Source organism: Acinetobacter sp. ANC_7511 (genome assembly GCF_056779975.1).
In genome coordinates this window covers 1-21,285 of sequence record NZ_JBWYIY010000025.1, presented here as the reverse complement: position 1 = coordinate 21,285, position 21,285 = coordinate 1, and the positions used below count along the sequence as shown (strand labels likewise).

The window sequence follows — 21,285 nt, the reverse complement described above, 5'->3', positions numbered from 1 at the left end:
TGGCAGATGGTCAGTTTATGCAAGCCGCGATTGCGGGTAGTCAACTTGTTGAGATTAATGCTTCGCACATTTCGAATGTTGAACAACCACAAGCGTTTAACCAGGCTGTGGCTGAATTTATTCAGGCTTAAGTTCGGAACAACTCAAGCCTGAACTCAGCAAACATCACTTGTCAGGGGTGACTCATCTTGACGCTTTGCCAGATTGCTCCACCAGTCTGGCTTTTTTTTTCACAGTAATTAGACCATGAACAACGACAATTAAATATCAGTCTCGTGATTCCTTAAAACGGCGATAGTTATGTCATAAGTGATTGAAACGATGTCACTCATCATTCTCAAAGATTCAGATGATTCTTCTAATTTGATCTTAAATCAATTATTTAAGTAAATTTTTAAAGCGTTGGTTTAGAAGCTAAAATCCGCTTAATTGTGCCTATATCATAGTTTCTATTATCCAATTATGATCAACAACGATTAGTCGTTAGTATTTAAATTAAAAACCCATCACCTAGATGATGGGTTAATTGTTGATGTCTAAAGATTTAGATTAATACGCCCACTGGATGAGCAATCGAAATAGACCAGCAATCAATAATAGACTTAAAAAACCACCGAGCCATAAAACAATAAACCACCCTGCTTGATTCAGTTTCATTATCATTCTCCTCAGTGATAACCTTCGTCACCAACACGGACCTTGTCTCTAAATACCCAATAAGATAAAGCGGTATAAAACAATATAATTGGGATTAGAATGAGTGCACCAATGAGAGCAAATAATTGACTACTTTGAGGTGCAGCAGCTTGCCAAATCGTTACACTTGGCGGAATGATATTAGGCCATAAACTAATTAAGAAGCCCGTATACGCAAGAAATACCAAAGCCAATGTACAGATGAAAGGCGCAAACTCCTGACGACGTTTACAAGCTCTGAGCGCAAGGAAAGTAAAAATCAATACCAGTATTGGTACGGGGCTGAAATACCACATTTGTGGTTGGCTAAACCAACGCTGTGCAATATCGTCATGTACAAGGGGGGTATAAATACTGACAGCGCCAAATATTAGAAATAACGCGATCATAAGCTTCGGCATCAGACGGTACATATGATCTTGTACACGCTCATCCGTTTTAAAAATTAACCATCCACAACCGAGTGTCGCGTATAACACAACAACGCCTAAACCTGTAAAGAGTGAAAATGGAGTGAGCCAATCCAGACCACCACCCGTGAACACACCATTGGTCGTCTGAATTCCTTGAATATAAGCGCCTAAAATCACACCTTGTAAAAATGAAGCTAAAATTGAACCCCAAATAAATGCTTGGTCCCAAAGTGCCTTAGTCCGATTAGCCTTAAAACGAAACTCAAAAGCGACTCCACGAAATATAAGCGCGATCACCATTAAGGTGATGGGCATATATAATGCAGACAACACAGTCGAATAGACCAGTGGAAAAGCGGCAAATAAACCAGCTCCACCAAGTACCATCCAAGTCTCATTGCCATCCCATACGGGTGCTACAGTATTCATCATGACATCACGCTCTTGGCGATCTTTTACAAATGGAAATAAAATACCAATTCCCAAATCAAAACCATCAAGAACGACATAAATCAAGACACCTAGTGCGATGATCACAATCCAAATCAATGATAAATCAATCATTTCAAATTCTCCTGATCATTCACCCTGTTTGATGCTTCAAGTTGTTGTTCATTATCAATGGTACTCATCGGGCGTTTAGACGCTCGGATCACTTCGCCATCTGAATGTGGTGTTAAATAAATAAATTCTGGTCCTTTTACCATCGTTTTCAACATATAAAAGATACCGATACCAAATACGATGCAGTACACCACAACAAAAATAATTAGCGTAAGTCCAACCTGTTCCGCAGAGACAGGAGATAACGCATCTTTCGTACGCATTACGCCATAGATAATCCAAGGTTGACGTCCCACCTCTGTGGTAAACCAGCCTGCCAATAATGCAATAAAACCTGAAGGCCCCATCCACAAAGCAAACTTGTGCAACCATTTAGAATCATAGAAGTTGCCAGTCTTACGTAGCCATAGACCAAATACAGCCAGTAAGATCATGAGCATGCCCATACCCACCATGATTCGGAAACTCCAAAAAACGATGGTTGAATTAGGTCGATCCTCAGGAGCGAATTCTTTTAAGCCTTTAACCTCACCATTAAGAGTATGTGTCATGATCAGGCTACCCAGATTTGGAATACCAATCGCATATTTAGTTTCTTCAGCTTCCATATCTGGAATACCAAATAGATACAACGGCATACCATGATCTTTATTGGTTTCCCAATGACCTTCGATTGCAGCTAATTTAGCAGGCTGATGTTCTAAGGTATTCAATCCATGTAAATCACCCACGAACATCTGTAGTGGAGCTAAAGCAAGGATCATCCACATTGCCATCGAGAATGACTTTTTAACTAACGCATCACGGCGTCCTTTGAGTAGATGCCATGCAGCAGTTGCGGCAACCAATAAGCCTGAAACCAAGAAAGCGGCCAGTGCCATATGGGCTAATCGATAAGGAAAGGATGGGTTAAAGACAATCGCGAACCAATCTTGGGGAACGATTATTCCATTTTCAAATGCAAAGCCTTGAGGTGTTTGCATCCAGCTATTAGATGACAGAATCCAAAACATGGATATACATGTTCCTATTGCCACCATTAAGGTTGCAAAAAAATGCGTCTTTGGTCCAACTCGCCCCCAGCCAAACAACATGATACCGAGGAAACCAGCTTCTAAGAAAAACGCACTGAGCACTTCATAAGTTAGCAATGGTCCGGTGACACTACCAGCTATACGTGAAAATTCACTCCAGTTGGTTCCAAACTGATAGCTCATCACCACGCCTGAAACGACACCCATACCAAATGAAAGTGCGAATATTTTTATCCAAAATTTAAACAGATCTCGATAAACAGGATCATTCGTTTTAAGCCAACGCCATTCGAGCACAGCCAAAAAACTTGCCAATCCAATCGAAATTGCTGGAAAGATAATGTGAAATGAAACAGTGAATGCGAATTGAATACGCGCCAATTCGAGCGCTGTTAGTCCTAGATCCATGACGTCACCTTATCGTTGAGTTTTGTGGTGAATGTTGTTCTTCACTGAGTTTAAAACTACAGTTAGAATTACATTGTAGATGTCATGTATCACTCCGATAACACGCGATTTTAAATACACTTTTTTGAGGATGAGTGAATACCGTCTGTTGGCTACAGACTGTTTAAAGATTTTTTTCATAATATTGAACTCTACATAAATTGATTAAGATCAAAATGATCCAAGGTTTAAATCAATTAGAGTCCAAAAGGTGGCGCTCGGCCTTGAGGCAGAAGATAGAGCTTCTGTAGAGAAAAATAAACGTGCCAAAAAGAATTGCGGTAGAAACTCAGCTTAACTTGTAAGCGATCAAAAATTTCTTTTACACCAAAATCGAATGGTAAGACGAGGTCTCCATACACAGTGCAATATTGGCATTGGTGAGTAATTTGATTATGGTCGTGATGATGTTCGTTTTCACTTAAATGGTGGACGAGATCGTGATAAGTCTCATGAACATGCTGATGGCGTTCTGGAGAAAGTAAATTATGCATAATAGACATGCATACCGGAGCGATATGAAATTTCTCCGGTAAGATCGGTTGTAAATAAACCGCTAGTTGTAATAACACCGTTGCAAATGCAATGATGAGTCCACTAGATCTTAGCAAAATTTCCTCTCAACTCTTATCGATAAAGAGTGTTTAGAAACATAGAAAAAATCAAGTTAATAACCGACTAGGCTGATCAACTTTCATACTTAACTATACGCCTATTTAACTTGTTTTTAAAGCCTTTTTCAATTTTATACATAACATGTATTTATAATATTTATAAAAATAAAAGTAGCTAAACTTTAAGATTTAAAAAAAATTTAAAGGGATTTTCAAATAAGACACTCCATTGTGTTCAGTGGGCGGAAATTTGCCACCATTTATATTAATTTGAATGGCTGGTAAAATGAGCTTTGGCATCCCCAATGTTGCGTCACGGCTATTGCGCATTTCCACAAAATCATTCTTTTTTGAATCAATTCGAATGTGTATATTCGATGCTTTTTGCGTTCCTATATCCGTTTGACACATATATTGGTGTCGATTTTCTGGTAAATAATCGTGACATAGATATACACGCATATGATCAGGCAGTTGATAAAGCTTCTGAACTGAATCAAATAATTCTGCTGCACTGCCCCGTGGAAAATCACAACGTGCTGTACCATAGTCTGGCATAAATATAGTATCACCCACGAAAACTGAATCACCTATCACATAACTAAGACAAGCAGGTGTATGACCAGGCGTTGGAATATTGTAGGCTTCAATTTCTCCAATTTTAAAACACTCATGATCTTTAAATAAATAATCGAATGGTTGCTGTGCGTTTATTGCCTTAATATCCAATTGATAAATTGAGCCAAATGTTTCTTGTACAATTCCAATATGATGACTCATGGCAGTTTTGCCACCTAGCTTTGATTTTAAATATTGCGCAGCGGTCAAATGATCAGCATGCACATGTGTTTCTAAAATCCACTCAACCTTGTAATGCTGTTCATGTATGTATTGAATAATCTGGTCAGCATGTTCCGTCGTTGTTGTCGCAGAAGCAGCATCAAAATCTAAAACACTATCGATAATGGCACAACTTAATGTCACAGGATCAGCCACGACATAACTAAATGTATTGGTATTTTGATCAAAAAAATCTTTAATTAGCGGCTTGATTTGATCTTGAGTGGCGTCTTTCATCACTAGTTTCATAACTATGCCCCCATCCATTTACGGTGAATTAAAACTCCTATCAACATCGCAATCACAAAATAGAGTGATTGATAATGCCCTAAACCAATCAATGTTAATCCTGGTGCTGGACAGATGCCTGCGATGCCCCAGCCTATCCCAAACAAGCTAGCACCTATAATGAGCTTGTTATCAAGCTGATTGCTCTTTGGTAGATCAATAGTCTCATTGAATAGAGTTAAAGGTTTTTCACTTCTGGTTACGATCTGAAAGGGTTTGAATGCCACGACAATGGCACCCATCATGACAAATGCCAAACTTGCATCCCACTCACCGAATAAATCAAGAAAATTAAGAACTTTTTCAGGGTTCGACATTCCAGATAACATGAGCCCCACGGAAAAAAGTGAACCAAACAAAAAAGCAAAAAGGTTTTTCATTTAGAATGCTCCTGTGACATGTCGAATTAAATAAACCGTTATAAAGCCTGTCAGCATAAAACTTAGTGTTGCCACAATAGATCTTTTGGACAATCTACTTAAACCACAAATGCCATGCCCACTTGTACAGCCAGAACCTAAACGTGTTCCAAATCCAACTAAAATACCTGCCACGATCATCATGAATGGACTTGCTTCGAGTTCAATTTCAGGCTGAACCCAAATACCATAGATCAACGGTGTGATGATGAGACCCATTAAAAACAACAATGCTGGTGTTTTGAAAACTGTATGCGGATTTAGTACTTGACCGATTAAACCACTAATCCCTGCTATTCGACCATTCACATATAAGTATCCAACCACAGATAAACCGAGTAGTGCTCCACCTAAAAAAGCAATCACAAAATCATGCATAACAATTTACTTATTTACAATATATTTTTTTATATTATATAATTTTGAAAAATAATCAAGATGCTTTAACATACGCATCCTTGTTTCAAAGGAACATCCAATGCAATCTGATGTTGAATTTAATCAAATGGATTTTTCACAAGTTGATCAAGTCAGCGATCGACTTAAAGTCCTGTCGAATCCTGATCGCTTAAAGATACTTTGTATTTTAGTAGATGGTGAATTGAACGTTCAGAAAATTGAGAATCGAACTCAAATCTTTCAACCCACGCTTTCACAACAGTTAACCGTATTACGTAAAGCTGAAATGGTGGTGACTCGTCGTGAAGGTAAACAAATTTTTTATCAAGTGAGTGATCCTAAAGTCCTCACCATTATACAAACGCTTTATCACTTATATTGCGATCCTACTTCATAATCTTGCAATTCTTTCAGTTGTGGATATGAGACTCAAATACGATCATATTCTCCATGCAAATGACCATGTATTAAATTTTAAAGTTTTGTATTCAAGAGTACTAAAGTCCAAAAAATTCTGTTTTTCAAAAACTTCTTGCAAGTCTTTTGCCATTCCTTGCATAGACTTGAGCTCTCCTTGTTGATTTTTCCATACCATAGCTGGCGTGGAAAAAAATCCATATTTATCCATGAGTGACTCGTTATAGTCGATTTTTTCATGTAATGATTTTGATATATTTTGCGTAACAACTAATCGCTCTTTACCTTTCTTTTTATTGTAGTCATTAAATACTTTAGCAGCATCACTTTAGTTAAGTATGGTGGCAATTTGCCCTCGACTTTCTTCTCGAATCACACCAACTTGTATATGTCGAAGTTGAACTTTTCCCGAGTTTACCCATGGTCGTGCAGCTTCCCAAAATTGATGGCAATATGGGCAGTTAGGATCTGAAAATACATAAACAACGCGTGCTGCTGTATTTTCACCTTCTTGCATCCAAGTCGACTTTTCAATGCTCTTCCATACATCATCTAATACGGCGTCTTTGACATGTGTATTTAATGCTTCAATAGAAATATTTTCACCTTGAGCATTATATAAATCACCCATAATGTAATATTTCTGATCATTAGAAATAAAAACCGTACCTGGATGTTGGTTCATATGCCCTGCCCAGCCAGTCATACATGCTGGTGCTGGAATTTCTTTTACAAACTCAAAGCCCTCTGCTGAAATCTGTTTTTTTAAATCTGCATAACTGACGCTACTTATTAAAAATACGCTAGACAACAATATTAATTTATTTATATCTTTCATATCCTTTAGCTCTACTCAGCTGTCATTTTAATTAAATATTCTTGCAATTTTGCAGCGCTTAACTCACCCATATGTCTTTCCACCAATTTGCCTTTTTCATCGTAAAACAATGTAGTTGGCAAGCCAAAACTATTGCTCTGCTTGGGCATTTCCCCATTTACATCAAGTCTGACATTTTTAAAGTTGGAGCTGTGTTTTTGTAAATAGTTTTGAACCGTTGTGATATCTTCACCTTGATTGAGCATCACAAAATGAATATTGGGATGAGCCTTTTGTGCTTGAAAAAGTATTGGCATCTCTCTATGACATGGCGGGCACCAACTCGCCCACAAATTTACGACTGTAGGCTGACCCAAAAAATCTGTGAAATACCCTCCATTCTTATTTTCACTATGATCAGTTGGGAGTATCTGAAAACTTAGATCAGGATAAAAACTTTCAACCTTGTATTGAGTTTTTATCATTACGCCAATCGCTACCCAAAATAAAAACACCCCAACTAAAATGATCTTCATTTTTGTTCGTAAGCTTCGATTGAGAATGATATAGCTTAGCCCACCGAAGAATAATCCACTCCATAAGCTAAATCCTTTATCTTGGATTTTGAGTATATCTAAAGGATTTGCAATATAAGTCTCCCAATAGAACATAACAAAGATGACTCTAGCGGCAACTGCTCCAATAATGATGCTTGTCCACACTGAATCTTTACTGATTTTGACTTGGGTATCTGTCCATTTATAGTGATGACCTAAAACATTGATCAGGATACTGATGAACAGTATCCCACTGAATAGAATCAATAAAACCCATGGAAACATGAGTGATCCAAGTTGAATCCCATCAAATGAAATTATTACTGAACCATCCCGACAGATTGTTCCTGCAATCGATTTAATAACTGTGTTGCAGTAAAAGTTCCAGTCAAGCGCAGATCACGTATTTCATCATGTTGCGTATTTAAAAAAATAAATGTTGGCGGACCTAAAATTTGCCATTTTTTTAACAGTTCATCTTGGCTTGGTTCAAAATGAGTGAGATCTAATTTAATTAAAACCAACTCATTGAGTTTGGCTTGAACATCTTCACGCGGAAGTACCTCTTTTTCTATCGGTTGACATGCAACACACCAATCTGCGTAAACATCAATTACTACGGCTTTACCTTGATTTGCTTTAAAAACATTTGAAAGCTGCGCGGCAGAGTTGACTTTATGCCATGTATGTAACGTTTTGGCCTGCGTTACAAGGGAGTGCGTATACCCTTGCTGCACATAATTCACTCCTAAAAACATCATGCCAAGACTGAGTAATATGATGATGCTTTTAACCACTATTTTTTCGACATAAGGTCGCATTTTCAAGAGTAAATATACAGCGAATCCAAGAAGTAAAAGACCCATCAGAATTTGATAAATACTGGTTGGAATAAGTGGCCGTACAAAATAAATGGCCACAAGCAACATCACGAAACCAAAACAGACCTTGAGTCGATCCATCCATACCCCAGGTTTAGGTAAAAAATGCGTCCCGAAAACTGCCGCAATAAAAAGCGGCAAACCAATCCCAATGCCCAAAACAAAAAGATAAGTCGCCCCTAATAAAGGTTGGTTCATCTGCGAGACAAATATCAATGCTCCAGCCAACGGAGCACTCATGCAGGGTCCAACTATCAGTGCAGAAATCATCCCCATGAGTCCTGCACCGATCAATGTTCCGCCTTTTTGTTTTTGTTGCCAAAGATCTAAGCGTTGTAACATTCCTTGAGGTAAAGAGATTTGAAATGCACCAAAAAGATTAAGGGCAAAAATAATAAACAGGAGACTAAAAATACTGATGAAGATCGGACTTTGAAACCAACGCTGAAAACTATAGCCCAGTTGAGAAACAACGAATCCCATTAACGCATAAACGATAGCCATCCCTGTGACAAAAATAAAAGCTATTATCGCGGCACGATAACCTCTGTGATTTTGCACAAGAATGCCTGATAAAATCGGAATTAAGGGCAATGAACAAGGCAAGAATGCCAACAATATTCCAAGTCCTAAAAACACCAATAAATTAAGCCATACACTTTGTTGAGAGAGCAAATTTAAAAAAAATTGATCGTTGTTCCATACACCCGAAAAACTGGCTGGCCTATTCATATTTTCTTTAGATAAATTTGCATCTAGCGTGGATTGATCCTCACTGATTAAATTATTTTCCCCAAATTCGGTTTTATCTCGCTCAAGCGCAGTAGCGTTAAAATTTTTACGATCTGCGACTGTATTGTTATCCTTTGAAATGAGTTGTGTTTCTGTTTTTGGTGAAGCATTTTCTTGTGCATCTCGAGTATTTACAACTCCATTAGATGCCGCTGAAATTTCTTTGAGATTTAAAACTTTCTTAGCTTGTGTAGTTTGCTGCGCTGGGAATAAACCTGTGCTGTCAGTTGTTATCGTTGTTCTTTGAATCGGATAACATAAACCACTTTCAGCACATCCTTGCCATTGAATCTTAAATTCTTGATTTGGTTTGACTGGAATATTGCTGATTACATCCTGATAATGCACTTGGGTCATACCAAAGTTTGGATCATCTTTCTCATTTGGGCGTGGTAGAGATAACTTTACAGGACCTTGAATGTCTGAAACTTTGATTTGATCATGATAGAGATAGTAACCATCTGCGATCTTCCATTTTAGTTCAGCTTGATGATGACTGACTGATACTGCCTCAAATTGAAATGCTTGATCTGGTGGTAGAAAATCTGCAAATGCAAAACTACTCACCAAAGAACCAAGCAATAAACTATCCTTAAACCACTTATTCATATTGACTGTATCAGTTCCTGTCTAGTCGTTCAAAGTTCAAAGAATGAATTAAGAAAGCGTGATAAAACAAATGCCGCTTCAACGCCAATCGTCACTCGAGATCGCTCATACATTTGTACTCGCCCTAACATGAACTTTATATCGCAAAAAATCTCATTATTCCGTTGGAATTCTTTAAATATTTCTGTTGATCACCTTGGCACAGCGTTTGTGATTGAGACTTGACTCGAACCACCAAAGAAACCCTCATTTGATTCACCGAGTACTCAACATCAAGATTAATCATTCTTTCAAAATACGATGCGATTGAATGACGAGTACTGAAAACTCAAGTTCAGGTTAAACATCTTTGAAATTGAACAAATTGACTGAAGACAAAATAAGTTTAGATGAATTTATTTTAAAGTGTTCTGTTGTATCGATTGGCTAGGATAAGCAGCATGCGCATATTAATGATGCTCAGACCTTGTCAAAAATCAAACAGGCCTTATAACACTGTGATCAAAAAAATTCGTGGTTAAAAAATCATATAATCAGTCCACCCAAATTTATTTAAAATACCCAACAATAATATGTGTGAATTAAATCACAAAATACACCTAATCAACATGTAAGAACAACTTCACAATATAAGAATTAATTTTTAATAACCTTGAATGAAATTCCAAAATATTTCGTTATGAGTTATTTATCAATATTCAACTAAAATAGTGAGAATTTATTCTCATATTAAATTAAATTCAAAAACAGAATCACACTTAAATATTTAAAAAAACAATAATAAAACATAAATTACTGATTTATATATACTATTAATTTTAATAAATATTAATCTAATCACAAATAATATAATAAAAATATAATAAAATACAAAATATATATAAATAAAATAATTTATCTAAATAATAAAATAACAAATAAAAAAATATTATTGTGACTCAAATCTCATTATAACCACCATGATATTAATTCGTTCAAATTAATAATTAAAATAATGTTTGTTTAATTAATCTAAATATTGAACAATAATTAAACACGAAATCTAGCTATTAAAAATCAAGCTAGATCTCAAATAATATCCCATCATTAAGGTGTAATTATGAAATCCTTCGCGTTTGGTATTATAAGTTCAATTGCATTAATCTCGACTGGCTGTGTTTCAACCACATCATTAGGCACTGTAGCTTCCGAACGCAAACAACTCATGATTATTCCGGAATCAGCTTGGAATAAAATTTCAAACCGTAGCTATAATAAATTTGAAAAGAAAGCGAAAACTAAGTCTTTATATCTTGAAGATCCACGCTTAAATCAAATTTTGGCACGTTTAATCCCACATGCTAATCAATATTTACGTGAAGGTCGTCAACCAATTCAATGGCGAATTAACGGTGTGCTCAGCAGCAAACCGAATGCCCAATCCTTTCAAAGTGGGCAAATTGTAGTTAATTCGGCTGTATATATGTTTGAAAACTTATCTGATGACGAGTTAGCCACCCTAATTGCGCATGAAATGGCACACATTATCCGTAATCATAGTCGTGAAAAGGCTTCTCGTTTCGCAGCAATGAATTTGGGTCTGATGGGTGCAACCATGGGAACTGGGGCTGCCATCGGGCTTGCAAGTGGTTTATCTGGTAATCAAACCAATATGTCTCATCGCCGTCATCTAGAAGAAGAAGCTGATTTGATTGGTTTAGATTTGATGGTGAGAGCGGGCTACAATCACAATGCAGCACTCTCATTTTGGGATAAATTCGAAGCAAATCTCAACAAACGTAAAATAAATAAAGATCAATCAACTTTGTTTGCAAGTCATCCGAGCAATGACCAACGTAAAGCATTCTTAACTGAACAAGTCATGCAGATCGAGATGTATCAAAAGGATGTCAACCTTACTGCATTACGATAATTTGGTATAAATAATAAAGCCCAACGCTATGTTGGGCTTTCTCATTTATGGTTCAACAAATAAATCGACCATCAATTCCTCATCTGATGGCTCAACTCGATATTTTTCGAAATCAGTTTCACCTTTCTCTCTTAATATCTCTTCATCGATCATCATACGACCCGTGATCGAACGTTTCTCACTCGTCAAGATTGCATAGGCTGCTTCAGCCATGATTGCCGGTATCCGAGCCTTGCTAAATAACTCACGTCCACCGAGAGAAAACTCAATCGCTGCAGTTGCAATAATGGTTCTAGGCCACAAGGCATTAACACTTATCCCATAACGTTCGAATTCTTGATTCATTCCCATGGTCAACATACTCATGCCATATTTACTGATGGTGTAAGGAGAATGAACCGCAAACCACGATTCTTTTAAATTTAAAGGTGGAGAGAGACTAAGAATGTGTGGATTTTGACTTTGTTTTAAATAAGGCAAGGCAGCTTGACTACAGACCATAACGGCTCGAGTATTAACTTGATACATAAGATCAAAACGATTTGGATCAAGCGTTTCAACCCCACTCAAATTAATCGCACCAGCGTTATTAATGAGGACATCTATACCACCAAAATGTTCAGCAGCCTGTTTCATTGCGGCTGCGACAGCATCTTGATCTCGTACATCAAGTTGGATCGCTAATGCTCTCCCACCAGCTGCTTCTATTTCTTTTGCAACAGAATGAATCGTACCACTGAGTTTCGAATGTTCAGTGCTCGTTTTTGCAGCAACCACAATATTTGCACCATCTTTTGCAGCTTTAAGTGCAATCTCACGACCGATACCTCTGCTTGCACCTGTAATGAACAGTGTTTTTCCTTGTAGTGACATAATCCCTCTGTGTTATTTTGTTTTTGAGTTTTCAATGTACAAAAAAAAAGCACTTATGCAAAATTTCTTTATGAACCTCTAAGTCGTAGAAGCATACATTTTGCAATTACAAAATTAGAATTATTTTGATAGCATGCTGAAAAATATAAATAACATTCTGTTTTTATTAATTTTTCAAAAACCAACTATAGTTGCATTTTGTTCCAAAAAATCAACTTTGATTTTCAATCTTAATTTGTGTGAATTTAAAAAAGTGAAAATCGCGCTCATACGCCTATTATTATTCTGAGATAAAAAAAAGCCCAAGGAGGAGTACAATCTTTGGGCTTAGTAAACTGAATATTTACATTAAAATAATATACCTAATTGATATAAAATAGAAAGCACTAATTTATTTTTTTTATATTATTTTAAAAATATTTTTATAATCAACAATATAATTAGATTAACAAGTATAATTTTCTAGGATTTAATCTTGTCTATCTCGTATCAACTGCGTTGATGCAATATTTTCGTAAATCGTTTGCTGCAATTGATCTCTGAATTCAATCAAATCCTGTTCTGTTTTGATATTTGAGATTGATTGTCGTGGTAAAAACTTGAAATAGAATGGGACTCTTTTAGGAATAATATTTTTGGGTATTGAAGGCAAGACATCACCTTGACGGAGTAATTTGCCAATTTTAGGTACAGCTAAAAGCTTTTTAAACCACTTTTTTTCAAGCAAATAATTGGCATCAAGTGCCAAATCGAATACTTCATCACCACCTACAGCTACAAAAGGTGCAATGTCGTAGTCAAATTCTTGAGCTAACTTTAAGAATCCGTAGCGCTCTTTCCATATGAGTTGATATTCTTCCCCTTTGCGCTTTACTACCTCACGTCCACCACCTGGAAACACTAGGATAGAGTATCCTTGTTGCATTGCATCTCTGGCGTATTCTCTTAGACCCTCAATTGCACCCATTTTATGAACCATATCTTTCCAATACGGTATTTTGAAATGAATGTGATCACCTAAACTCACAATTTTAATTTTGTGCTCTGTATATAGATAATCAATCAAAATTGGCGTATCAAATACGCCATAAATTGTATGATTACCCACATACATGGCAGGTCGATCAGCATTGAGATGTTCAACACCAAGAAAGGTCGGTTTAAAATAAAAACGTTGCAACAAACTACCATATCGGATCATTTTAGAATGGTGTTGGATTTGCAATGTTTTATTTTCCATTGAACATCTCTTTATCTAATTAAGCTACTCGCTTCTGAACCAGTATCGAACCAACAGAATAACCCGCACCAAATGAACATAATACGCCGTATTCACCATCATTCACTTGATCAGCAGTTCGATGTAACGCAATGATGACACCAGCTGAAGAAGTGTTTGCAAACTCGTCTAAAATGATTGGAACTAAGTCCGGATCTGCTTCAGCAGCAGCTTTACCCACAACCAGCTTTAAAATTAACTCGTTCATGCTGGCATTGGCTTGATGTAACCAGAAACGTTTAACATTCGTCGGTTCTATTTGGTTTTTCTCAAGTTGCTTTGTAATCATTTTCGCAACCAATGGACATACTTCTTTAAACACTTTACGACCATCTTGACGGAAGCGTTTATCATCCGCGTTGGTTGTTTCACTTGGATTCAAGAAACCAAAATTATTACGAATGTTATTAGAGAATTGCGTAAACAATTGCGTATCTAAAATTTCGAATCCAGTTTTAGAATCTGTATCTTCAATAATTGAAGCTGTCGCTACATCACCAAAAATGAAATGACAATCACGTGAACGATAATCTGTATGACCTGATGTGATTTCCACATTGACCAAGAGCACACGACGAGCACCAGACTTGATCGCATCATAAGCTTGTTTTAAGCCAAATGTTGCAGCAGAACAAGCAACATTCATATCATAAGCATAACCTTGAATGCCTAATGCAGTTTGAATTTCAATAGAAACCGCAGGATATGCACGTTGCATATTTGAACAAGCCAATATTACAACATCAATGTCTTCAGCAGTTACACCGGCATTTTCCATTGCTTGTTTTGAAGCGATCACACCCCACTCAGCTTGAAGTGAAATTTCATCATCTGATCGTTCTGCTAAGTTTGGACGTAAACGATTAGGATCTAATACGCCTTCCTTCTCTACAACATAACGTGCTTTAACACCTGAAGCCTTCTCAATAAATTCTGCACTTGAACCACGGCGTGCTTCGATTTCGCCCGCAGCAATTTTTTCAGCATTCTCTTGATTAAACTTTTCTACATAAGCATTTAAACTTTCAACCAATTCTTCATTGGTGATGACATGTTCAGGATGGAATAAGCCAGTGCCTGTAATACGAATGCCCATGCAAAACTCCTTTTTTGAGTAACTCAATATTTCAAATTAGAGCTATATTAACTGATTCCGAGACGTTCCCATACTTTTTGAATACGGTTTGGCGAAATTGGCATCTTGGTTTTCATCGGTTGAGAGAATAATGAGATTCTCAGTTCTTCAACCATAAAATATAACTCTTTCAATTTCTGATCATTTTTATATTTAAATAATTTATCCATCCAAGGATCGACTTGAGCAATCGCATCATCATCTCGTTTGAGATTATGAGGCAAACGATCAATCCTGATCAATAAAGCTTTAAGATAGCGTGGAAATTCAATCCACACGTCTACAGATTTACTATAAGCAAAATCCGCTAAACTCATTAGATCAAGTTGATCTTCAATATCATCGATATTTTTACCAAATACATTGGCATCAATCATCATCAACTCGCGTCGAATTTGTTGCCATTGTACATAAATGTCATTAAAGGCAGCCAAGACCTTTTGACCATGCGTCAAGAAAGACTGCTTAACAGCTTGTAAAATGGTTTGGAAATCTTGCGCATCTACAGGCTCTTTCTCTAAAGCCATTTGCAATGTTGCGTAAACTAACATTTGTTCTAACTGAGCTTTATCACCCAAAGGGGAATAGGCTAATGCGAGTGGTTTAGAGATTTGTTTTTTAAGCTGTCGAATCAAATCACCTAGCTGCATATGAATCAGGCGAATAATACCAGCACGATGATGGCGTATTGCTTCGTGCTGATCATTAAACGTTTGAATGACAACACCTGACTCATCCTTTTGCTCAAGCTTAGAAAATTCCTTGCTTGGTACAAGTGCTTGATATTGTTTGACGACGACACCTGTGACTTTTTGCGATGCTTCAAACACAAAATGCTCAGGGAAAGTTTGATACTCACCTTTTAACTGCTTGACTGGACTATGCGTTTCAGTACGACAGCGTGCTTTTAATTCAGATAAATCGCGACCTTGCTCAATCACTCGTCCTTTTTCATCGATGACTTTAATGAGCGGTAAAAGATATTGTTCAATTCGATCTACATTAAAATCTTTTTCAGTGATCTGTTCGCCTCTCAATTGAAAAGCTAAAAAACTAAAAATATGCTTTTGTAAATCTTGCGCATCTATTTTGGACATCAGTTTACGCGCAGTATCTGGTATAGGTACCAAGCCACGACGCTTATCTTTTGGAAGAGCTTTTAATAGTGCTTCAATCAAATCAAGACGCCAACCTGGAATGCCCCATGACCATAAGTTTTCATCTACTTGTGGCAGGGCCTGTAGTGGAATCTTGACCGTCGCACCATCTTCATCATGACTTGGGTCAAATCGATAACTTGCCGCTAAACGAAGGTCCCCATTACGTAAGTAATCAGGGAACTGTTGGGTGGTTGGACGATCGTTAAGCCACAAAGCATCGTCATCGATGAACAAATAACGTGGATTTTGAGGCTCAACTGTTGCACGCCAATCTTCAAAACTACGCCGACTCGCTACATCTTCAGGCACTTTTGCTGCATAAAACTGATAAATCGTCTCTTCGTCTACCACCAAATCACGACGACGCAATTTGTCTTCAACTCGCTCAACTTCTTCTAGTTTAAGCAAGTTATGTTTTAAAAATGGTGGTGTAATCCCCAGATGACCCGTCGTTAAAGCATCGCGAAGGAAAATTTCATGCGCCGCAGTTTGATCGACCTTTTCATAATTGATTTGACGCTTAGGTTCAATAATCAAACCAAACAGTGAAATTTGATCATATGCGTTAACTACACCTGCTTTTTTCGACCAATGCGGTTCAAAGTAATGATGTTTCACTAAATCACGTGCAGCTAGCAAAATCCACTCAGGCTCAATTTTTGCCAGTGTTCGTAAATACACCTGAGAGGTTTCTACCATCTCAAATGCCATGACCCATGGTGTATTAGTTTTGTGTAAGGTTGATGCAGGAAATATACGTGCCTTTTGTTGACGCACTGCCATGAATACATTGCGTTCATCTGTTTTATTTGCAATGAATGACAATAGTCCCGTGAGTAAAGCTCTGTGAAGATTTTCGTAACTGGTTTTCTTTTCATTAAAAGAAAGCTTTAAGCCTTGAGCAAGATCAACCAGTTGCTCATGTGTTTTTTTCCATTCTCTCAAGCGTAGCCAACTCAAGAAATGATTACGTGCAAATGTTCGACGCTTATTTTCACTCATCTCCCTATTTGCAACCAACGCATCCCATAATTTGAGATAGAACAGAAAGTCAGAGTCGGCTTCACGAAATAAGGCGTGCTTCTGATCCGCTTGCATTTGTTTATCAGCAGGACGCTCTCTTGGATCCTGAACAGCTAACGCAGCCACGATAATCAATACTTCATTGAGTGCCCCAAAATGAGCACCCCCCAAAATCATACGTGCGAGTCTTGGATCAATTGGCATTTTTGCCATTTGTTGACCAATTTTGGTGAGAGAATCGCCTTTGCCTTGAAGTCCACCTTTATCTAAATATGAGGCTGTTTTAGCCGCAAGAGAAGGATTACTCTTTTCCGTCATCGCCCCGAGTTCAATCAGCAGTTTACGACCATCATTGACGAGACGATGATCAGGCGGTTCAATAAAGTCAAAATCTTCGAGTGTTCCAAGACCTAAACTCTGCATCTGCAAAATAACAGATGCCAAATTAGTACGTTTGATTTCAGGTTCAGTAAATTCGGGACGACTTAAAAAGTCTTCTTCTGAATACAGTCGAATACACACACCCGGTGCAATACGACCACAACGACCTTTACGCTGATTGGCTGCTGCTTGAGAAATCGCTTCAATCGGTAAACGCTGAACACGCGAACGGTAGTTATAACGAGAGATACGTGCAAAACCACTATCAATGACGTAACGTATGTTTGGAACGGTCAATGCAGTTTCCGCAACGTTGGTGGCAATAATGATACGCCGTCCACCACCTGCAGGATTAAAAATCTTTTGTTGTTCAGATAACGCTAGTCTCGCATACAAAGGTAGAACTTCTGTATGACGAGGTCCATGTTTGATTAAAGTTTCCTGTAGCTCACGAATCTCTTGTTCCGTACTGGCAAAAATCAAAATATCTGCGTGTTCAGGATGACCTTTTTCCTGTGCATCTTTGAAACATTCTTCAACAGCTGATACTACTGCGCGCGGTAGGTTTTCTTCAAAGTCATCAAACTCATCATCATCACTCCCTACAATACTCATTTCAGAGATCGGACGATAACGCACTTCTACAGGAAAACTACGACCTTCAACCTCAAAGATCGGTGCGTTATTGAAGTAACTTGAAAAACGATTAACGTCTAAAGTTGCAGATGTGATGATGACTTTAAGATCTTTACGACGTGGCAAGAGCTGTTTTAAATAGCCCATGATGAAGTCAATATTGAGCGAGCGCTCATGTGCTTCATCAATAATAATGGTGTCATATTTGGTTAAGAAACGATCATGAGCCAATTCAGCCAGCAAAATACCATCTGTCATTAAACGAACGATAGAGTCCTGTGAACCCTGTTCGTTAAACCTTACTTTAAATGAAATAGACTCACCGAGTTTTTCACCCACCTCTTCTGCAATACGTTGCGATACACTGCGCGCAGCTAATCGTCGTGGCTGGGTATGACCAATTAACCCTGTTAAACCACGCCCCGCAAGCATGGCTATCTGAGGAAGCTGAGTTGTTTTACCTGAACCTGTTTCACCGGCAACAATAATGACCTGATGCTTTTGAATGGCCTCAATCAATTTGTCTGCATATTGGGTAACAGGTAAATCTTGATTAAGTTTGATATTAGGAATGCGTTGAATACGTTGTTGTACTTTTAAATTTGATTTTTCAAAAAGTTCTTGATATTGCTTTTCATTGGCATCTTTTCCTTTGCGTAGTCGATTTAAACGATGAAGATCTCGTGCCATCACCATTTGTTCTACATTTAACCCTATCGTCGCCAAGTTTTAGCCCTATACCAATTACGAAACGCTTTATTCTACTCATTTTCAAAGATTATCCCAAATCTGAATCGGACTATTTTTTTAGATTAAATGAGAATATAAAGCTTAAAATGATCTTATGTTGAAATAGAAACAAGTCAGCCGCGTTATGTGACAATTCATACAATTTTTGAAATTTTCATGTGGCTTTTTATATTTTTGAAAAACTAAATCCAAAATAATGATGTTTTTTTTAATATTTACCCTTGAATTTTCACTTCAGTGTCTTCATGTTGGTAGGCATGTGAAATTTTCTCATCCTGTCACGAATACATCATTTTGATGTGTTACAAGGAAGACAGATGACAAACTTAAATGGCAATCAATTTACATAATTCGGTTTTTCCGATTTTTGTAATGTAAAAATACCATTTCAGCACAGAACGAAAGTTCGATACTCTAATTGAAAATTAAAGACTAACCTCAATCATGGAGACAATGATGAGCTTAATTAATACTGAAGTTAAACCATTCGCAGCTACAGCTTACCACAACGGTCAATTCGTAGACGTGACTGAAGCTGATCTTAAAGGCAAATGGTCTGTAGTATTTTTCTACCCTGCTGACTTCACTTTCGTTTGCCCAACTGAACTTGGTGACCTTGCTGACAACTACGCTGAATTCCAAAAATTAGGCGTGGAAATCTACGGTGTTTCTACTGACACTCACTTCACTCACAAAGCTTGGCACGACACTTCTGACGTAATTGGTAAAATCCAATACCCATTAATCGGCGATCCAACTTGGACTCTTTCTAAAAACTTCGAAGTTCTAATCGAATCTGCTGGTCTTGCTGACCGTGGTACTTTCGTAATCGACCCAGAAGGTAAAATCCAAATCGTTGAAATCAACGCTGGTGGTATCGGTCGTGATGCTCAAGAACTTCTTCGTAAAGTTAAAGCAGCTCAATACGTTCACGCTCACCCAGGCGAAGTTTGCCCTGCTAAATGGAAAGAAGGCGATGCAACTCTTGCTCCTTCAATCGATCTAGTTGGTAAAATCTAATTCATTAGATAGCACTAAAAAAACCACGCTTTGCGTGGTTTTTTTAGTGTTCAATCCATCAAATTCTCAATCACCATCAATTCCGCGTAATCATCAATAATCCACACCCAATATTCAGCGTCATCGTGCAAAAATCAGGATCAGCCTTAACATCCTTTAAAAAACTTTGTATTTCAGCAGCATGGGAAATCACTTTATCTACAAGTATTACGCCATGTTCAGGATGTAGTACCTTTTTTAAATATTGCCAATAATCAGGATATGCATGTCGATTCGCATCTAAGATAATTAAGTCATACACATCGCCTTCATTAATTAATAAATCAATTGCATCACTGCTGATAAAATCAATAAGGTGATCTAAACTAAACTGTTTGGCGTACTGAGTCGCAAGTGCTGTTCTTTTTGAGTTTATATCAACCGTCGTCACTCGACCCTGATGATCCGAAATCGACTCCGCCATCCATAATGTTAAATATCCTGTCGAAGTTCCTATTTCAAGAATTCGTTTAGAGGTCTGGATCTTAATAAGCATCGAAATATAATGGGCAGATTCTGGTTTTATATTTCGATATCTCAGATCGCGATCAGTTTGATATGCATCATGTTGAATTAACTGCTGATATAAACTTTGCATTTGACTTAGAAATTCAGCATTCATGACATATTCTCATTGAATCGATTTCTATAAACTAATCAAAGATAAAGTCTTTACTATGACAATCATCATAATTTTTGAATCAATTTAAAACGTTCAATTTCACGATCATCATCCTCTAGATAAATGCTTTCTGTAAACATCGCTAATGGCCTTACCCATATTGAATAATCTCCATAAAGGCATTGATAGACCACAAGCTTTTCTTGAGTTTCACTATGCGTCGCTACATGAAGGACTTGATAAAGTTGTCCTTTATAGTGTTTATAAATGCCTCTCTCTAAGGTCATAATTGGTCCTCGCTCATATCTATTAAAATAATTTTAATGTAAATATCTGAATTCAAATTGCTTTTATACTTGAAAATTCAAGTTTTAACTCAATACTTTCATACATCTACACCAAAGACTTTGATTAAATTTATTTTTCCGATTGAATTTATAAAAACAAACTGTTTTATCTATTCAATCAATTGTCTTAGTATACCTGTATCGAATGAATTATTACTCCTTTGGAGACGTTAGCAATGTTAGATCAAAATACTTCAGCTCAATTAAAAACGCTTTTAGAACGCCTTGAGGGTCCAATCGAATTGGTTGCGACTTTAAATGATTCAGACAAATCTGCAAAAATCAAAGAACTTGTGGAAGAAGTGGCAGCACTTTCTCCAT

19 protein-coding genes and 2 pseudogenes are annotated in these 21,285 nt (G+C 37.3%); 5 read left to right on the top strand and 16 right to left on the bottom strand.

Going from position 1 to position 21,285, the window contains the following annotated elements:
* On the top strand, positions 1 to 131 hold a 131-nt coding region (locus tag AC1M9L_RS13965; protein ID WP_481592458.1), incomplete at its 5' end, for an alpha/beta fold hydrolase.
* Between the two features lie 418 nt (positions 132 to 549).
* On the opposite strand, the gene AC1M9L_RS13960 is transcribed toward AC1M9L_RS13965, so the two are convergent.
* The 7 genes from AC1M9L_RS13960 to AC1M9L_RS13930 all read right to left on the bottom strand — a co-directional run bounded on the left by AC1M9L_RS13960 (position 550) and on the right by AC1M9L_RS13930 (position 5,693).
* Positions 550 to 657 carry a DUF2474 family protein gene (locus tag AC1M9L_RS13960; RefSeq protein ID WP_155757002.1) on the bottom strand — a complete coding sequence of 36 codons (108 nt, stop codon included), beginning with the start codon at positions 655 to 657 and terminating at the stop codon, positions 550 to 552.
* Positions 658 to 668: 11 nt separating this feature from the next.
* Positions 669 to 1,673 (bottom strand): cytochrome d ubiquinol oxidase subunit II, encoded by a 1,005-nt coding sequence (gene cydB, locus AC1M9L_RS13955; RefSeq protein ID WP_481592454.1) that lies wholly within the window; start codon positions 1,671 to 1,673, stop codon positions 669 to 671.
* Complete coding sequence (locus tag AC1M9L_RS13950) at positions 1,670 to 3,115, bottom strand: cytochrome ubiquinol oxidase subunit I (protein ID WP_481592453.1); 1,446 nt, start codon at positions 3,113 to 3,115, stop codon at positions 1,670 to 1,672. The genes cydB and AC1M9L_RS13950 overlap by 4 nt, the downstream gene beginning before the upstream one ends.
* Before the next feature lie 236 nt (positions 3,116 to 3,351).
* Positions 3,352 to 3,765 carry a DUF2946 domain-containing protein gene (locus AC1M9L_RS13945; protein ID WP_481592452.1) on the bottom strand — a complete coding sequence of 138 codons (414 nt, stop codon included), beginning with the start codon at positions 3,763 to 3,765 and terminating at the stop codon, positions 3,352 to 3,354.
* Positions 3,766 to 3,957: 192 nt separating this feature from the next.
* Positions 3,958 to 4,845: an MBL fold metallo-hydrolase gene (locus AC1M9L_RS13940; protein WP_481592457.1), complete on the bottom strand. Its 888-nt coding sequence runs from the start codon at positions 4,843 to 4,845 to the stop codon at positions 3,958 to 3,960.
* 14 nt (positions 4,846 to 4,859) lie between these two features.
* Complete coding sequence (locus tag AC1M9L_RS13935) at positions 4,860 to 5,276, bottom strand: DUF6691 family protein (protein WP_481592451.1); 417 nt, start codon at positions 5,274 to 5,276, stop codon at positions 4,860 to 4,862.
* Positions 5,277 to 5,693, bottom strand: coding sequence for a YeeE/YedE family protein (locus tag AC1M9L_RS13930; RefSeq protein ID WP_481592450.1), 417 nt, complete (start codon positions 5,691 to 5,693; stop codon positions 5,277 to 5,279).
* 100 nt (positions 5,694 to 5,793) lie between these two features.
* Between AC1M9L_RS13930 and AC1M9L_RS13925 the strand changes: the two genes are divergently transcribed.
* Entirely contained in the window at positions 5,794 to 6,111 is a 318-nt protein-coding gene (locus AC1M9L_RS13925) for a metalloregulator ArsR/SmtB family transcription factor (protein ID WP_481592449.1), read from the top strand.
* A gap of 120 nt (positions 6,112 to 6,231) precedes the next feature.
* Here AC1M9L_RS13925 and dsbG read toward each other — a convergent pair.
* From dsbG to dsbD, 3 genes and pseudogenes are all read right to left on the bottom strand, one after another.
* Positions 6,232 to 6,960, bottom strand: a pseudogene (gene dsbG / locus AC1M9L_RS13920) (thiol:disulfide interchange protein DsbG); the annotation flags it as partial.
* A 20-nt stretch (positions 6,961 to 6,980) separates the two neighbouring features.
* Positions 6,981 to 7,808 carry a prolipoprotein diacylglyceryl transferase family protein gene (locus AC1M9L_RS13915; RefSeq protein ID WP_481592456.1) on the bottom strand — a complete coding sequence of 276 codons (828 nt, stop codon included), beginning with the start codon at positions 7,806 to 7,808 and terminating at the stop codon, positions 6,981 to 6,983.
* 17 nt (positions 7,809 to 7,825) lie between these two features.
* Positions 7,826 to 9,787 carry a protein-disulfide reductase DsbD gene (gene dsbD, locus AC1M9L_RS13910; protein ID WP_481592448.1) on the bottom strand — a complete coding sequence of 654 codons (1,962 nt, stop codon included), beginning with the start codon at positions 9,785 to 9,787 and terminating at the stop codon, positions 7,826 to 7,828.
* A gap of 1,099 nt (positions 9,788 to 10,886) precedes the next feature.
* On the opposite strand from dsbD, the gene AC1M9L_RS13905 reads away from it, so the two are divergent.
* Entirely contained in the window at positions 10,887 to 11,699 is an 813-nt protein-coding gene (locus AC1M9L_RS13905) for a M48 family metallopeptidase (protein ID WP_481592447.1), read from the top strand.
* Positions 11,700 to 11,744: 45 nt separating this feature from the next.
* On the opposite strand, the gene AC1M9L_RS13900 is transcribed toward AC1M9L_RS13905, so the two are convergent.
* From AC1M9L_RS13900 to hrpA, 4 genes are all read right to left on the bottom strand, one after another.
* Positions 11,745 to 12,572: an SDR family oxidoreductase gene (locus AC1M9L_RS13900; protein ID WP_481592446.1), complete on the bottom strand. Its 828-nt coding sequence runs from the start codon at positions 12,570 to 12,572 to the stop codon at positions 11,745 to 11,747.
* A 469-nt stretch (positions 12,573 to 13,041) separates the two neighbouring features.
* Positions 13,042 to 13,812 carry a lysophospholipid acyltransferase family protein gene (locus tag AC1M9L_RS13895; protein WP_481592445.1) on the bottom strand — a complete coding sequence of 257 codons (771 nt, stop codon included), beginning with the start codon at positions 13,810 to 13,812 and terminating at the stop codon, positions 13,042 to 13,044.
* A 19-nt stretch (positions 13,813 to 13,831) separates the two neighbouring features.
* A complete protein-coding gene (locus AC1M9L_RS13890) occupies positions 13,832 to 14,947 on the bottom strand; it encodes a beta-ketoacyl-ACP synthase III (RefSeq protein ID WP_481592444.1) in 1,116 nt (371 codons plus the stop codon).
* Between the two features lie 47 nt (positions 14,948 to 14,994).
* Complete coding sequence (gene hrpA / locus AC1M9L_RS13885; RefSeq protein WP_481592455.1) at positions 14,995 to 18,882, bottom strand: ATP-dependent RNA helicase HrpA; 3,888 nt, start codon at positions 18,880 to 18,882, stop codon at positions 14,995 to 14,997.
* A gap of 510 nt (positions 18,883 to 19,392) precedes the next feature.
* Here hrpA and ahpC point away from each other — a divergent pair.
* Complete coding sequence (ahpC, locus tag AC1M9L_RS13880) at positions 19,393 to 19,956, top strand: alkyl hydroperoxide reductase subunit C (protein WP_035270191.1); 564 nt, start codon at positions 19,393 to 19,395, stop codon at positions 19,954 to 19,956.
* A gap of 76 nt (positions 19,957 to 20,032) precedes the next feature.
* On the opposite strand, the gene AC1M9L_RS13875 is transcribed toward ahpC, so the two are convergent.
* Positions 20,033 to 20,617, bottom strand: a complete 585-nt coding sequence (locus AC1M9L_RS13875) for an O-methyltransferase (RefSeq protein ID WP_481592443.1) — start codon at positions 20,615 to 20,617, stop codon at positions 20,033 to 20,035.
* 65 nt (positions 20,618 to 20,682) lie between these two features.
* Positions 20,683 to 20,904, bottom strand: a complete 222-nt coding sequence (locus tag AC1M9L_RS13870) for a DUF1653 domain-containing protein (protein WP_035270203.1) — start codon at positions 20,902 to 20,904, stop codon at positions 20,683 to 20,685.
* A 236-nt stretch (positions 20,905 to 21,140) separates the two neighbouring features.
* On the opposite strand from AC1M9L_RS13870, the pseudogene AC1M9L_RS13865 reads away from it, so the two are divergent.
* Positions 21,141 to 21,285 (top strand): annotated as a pseudogene (locus tag AC1M9L_RS13865) (thioredoxin family protein); the annotation flags it as partial.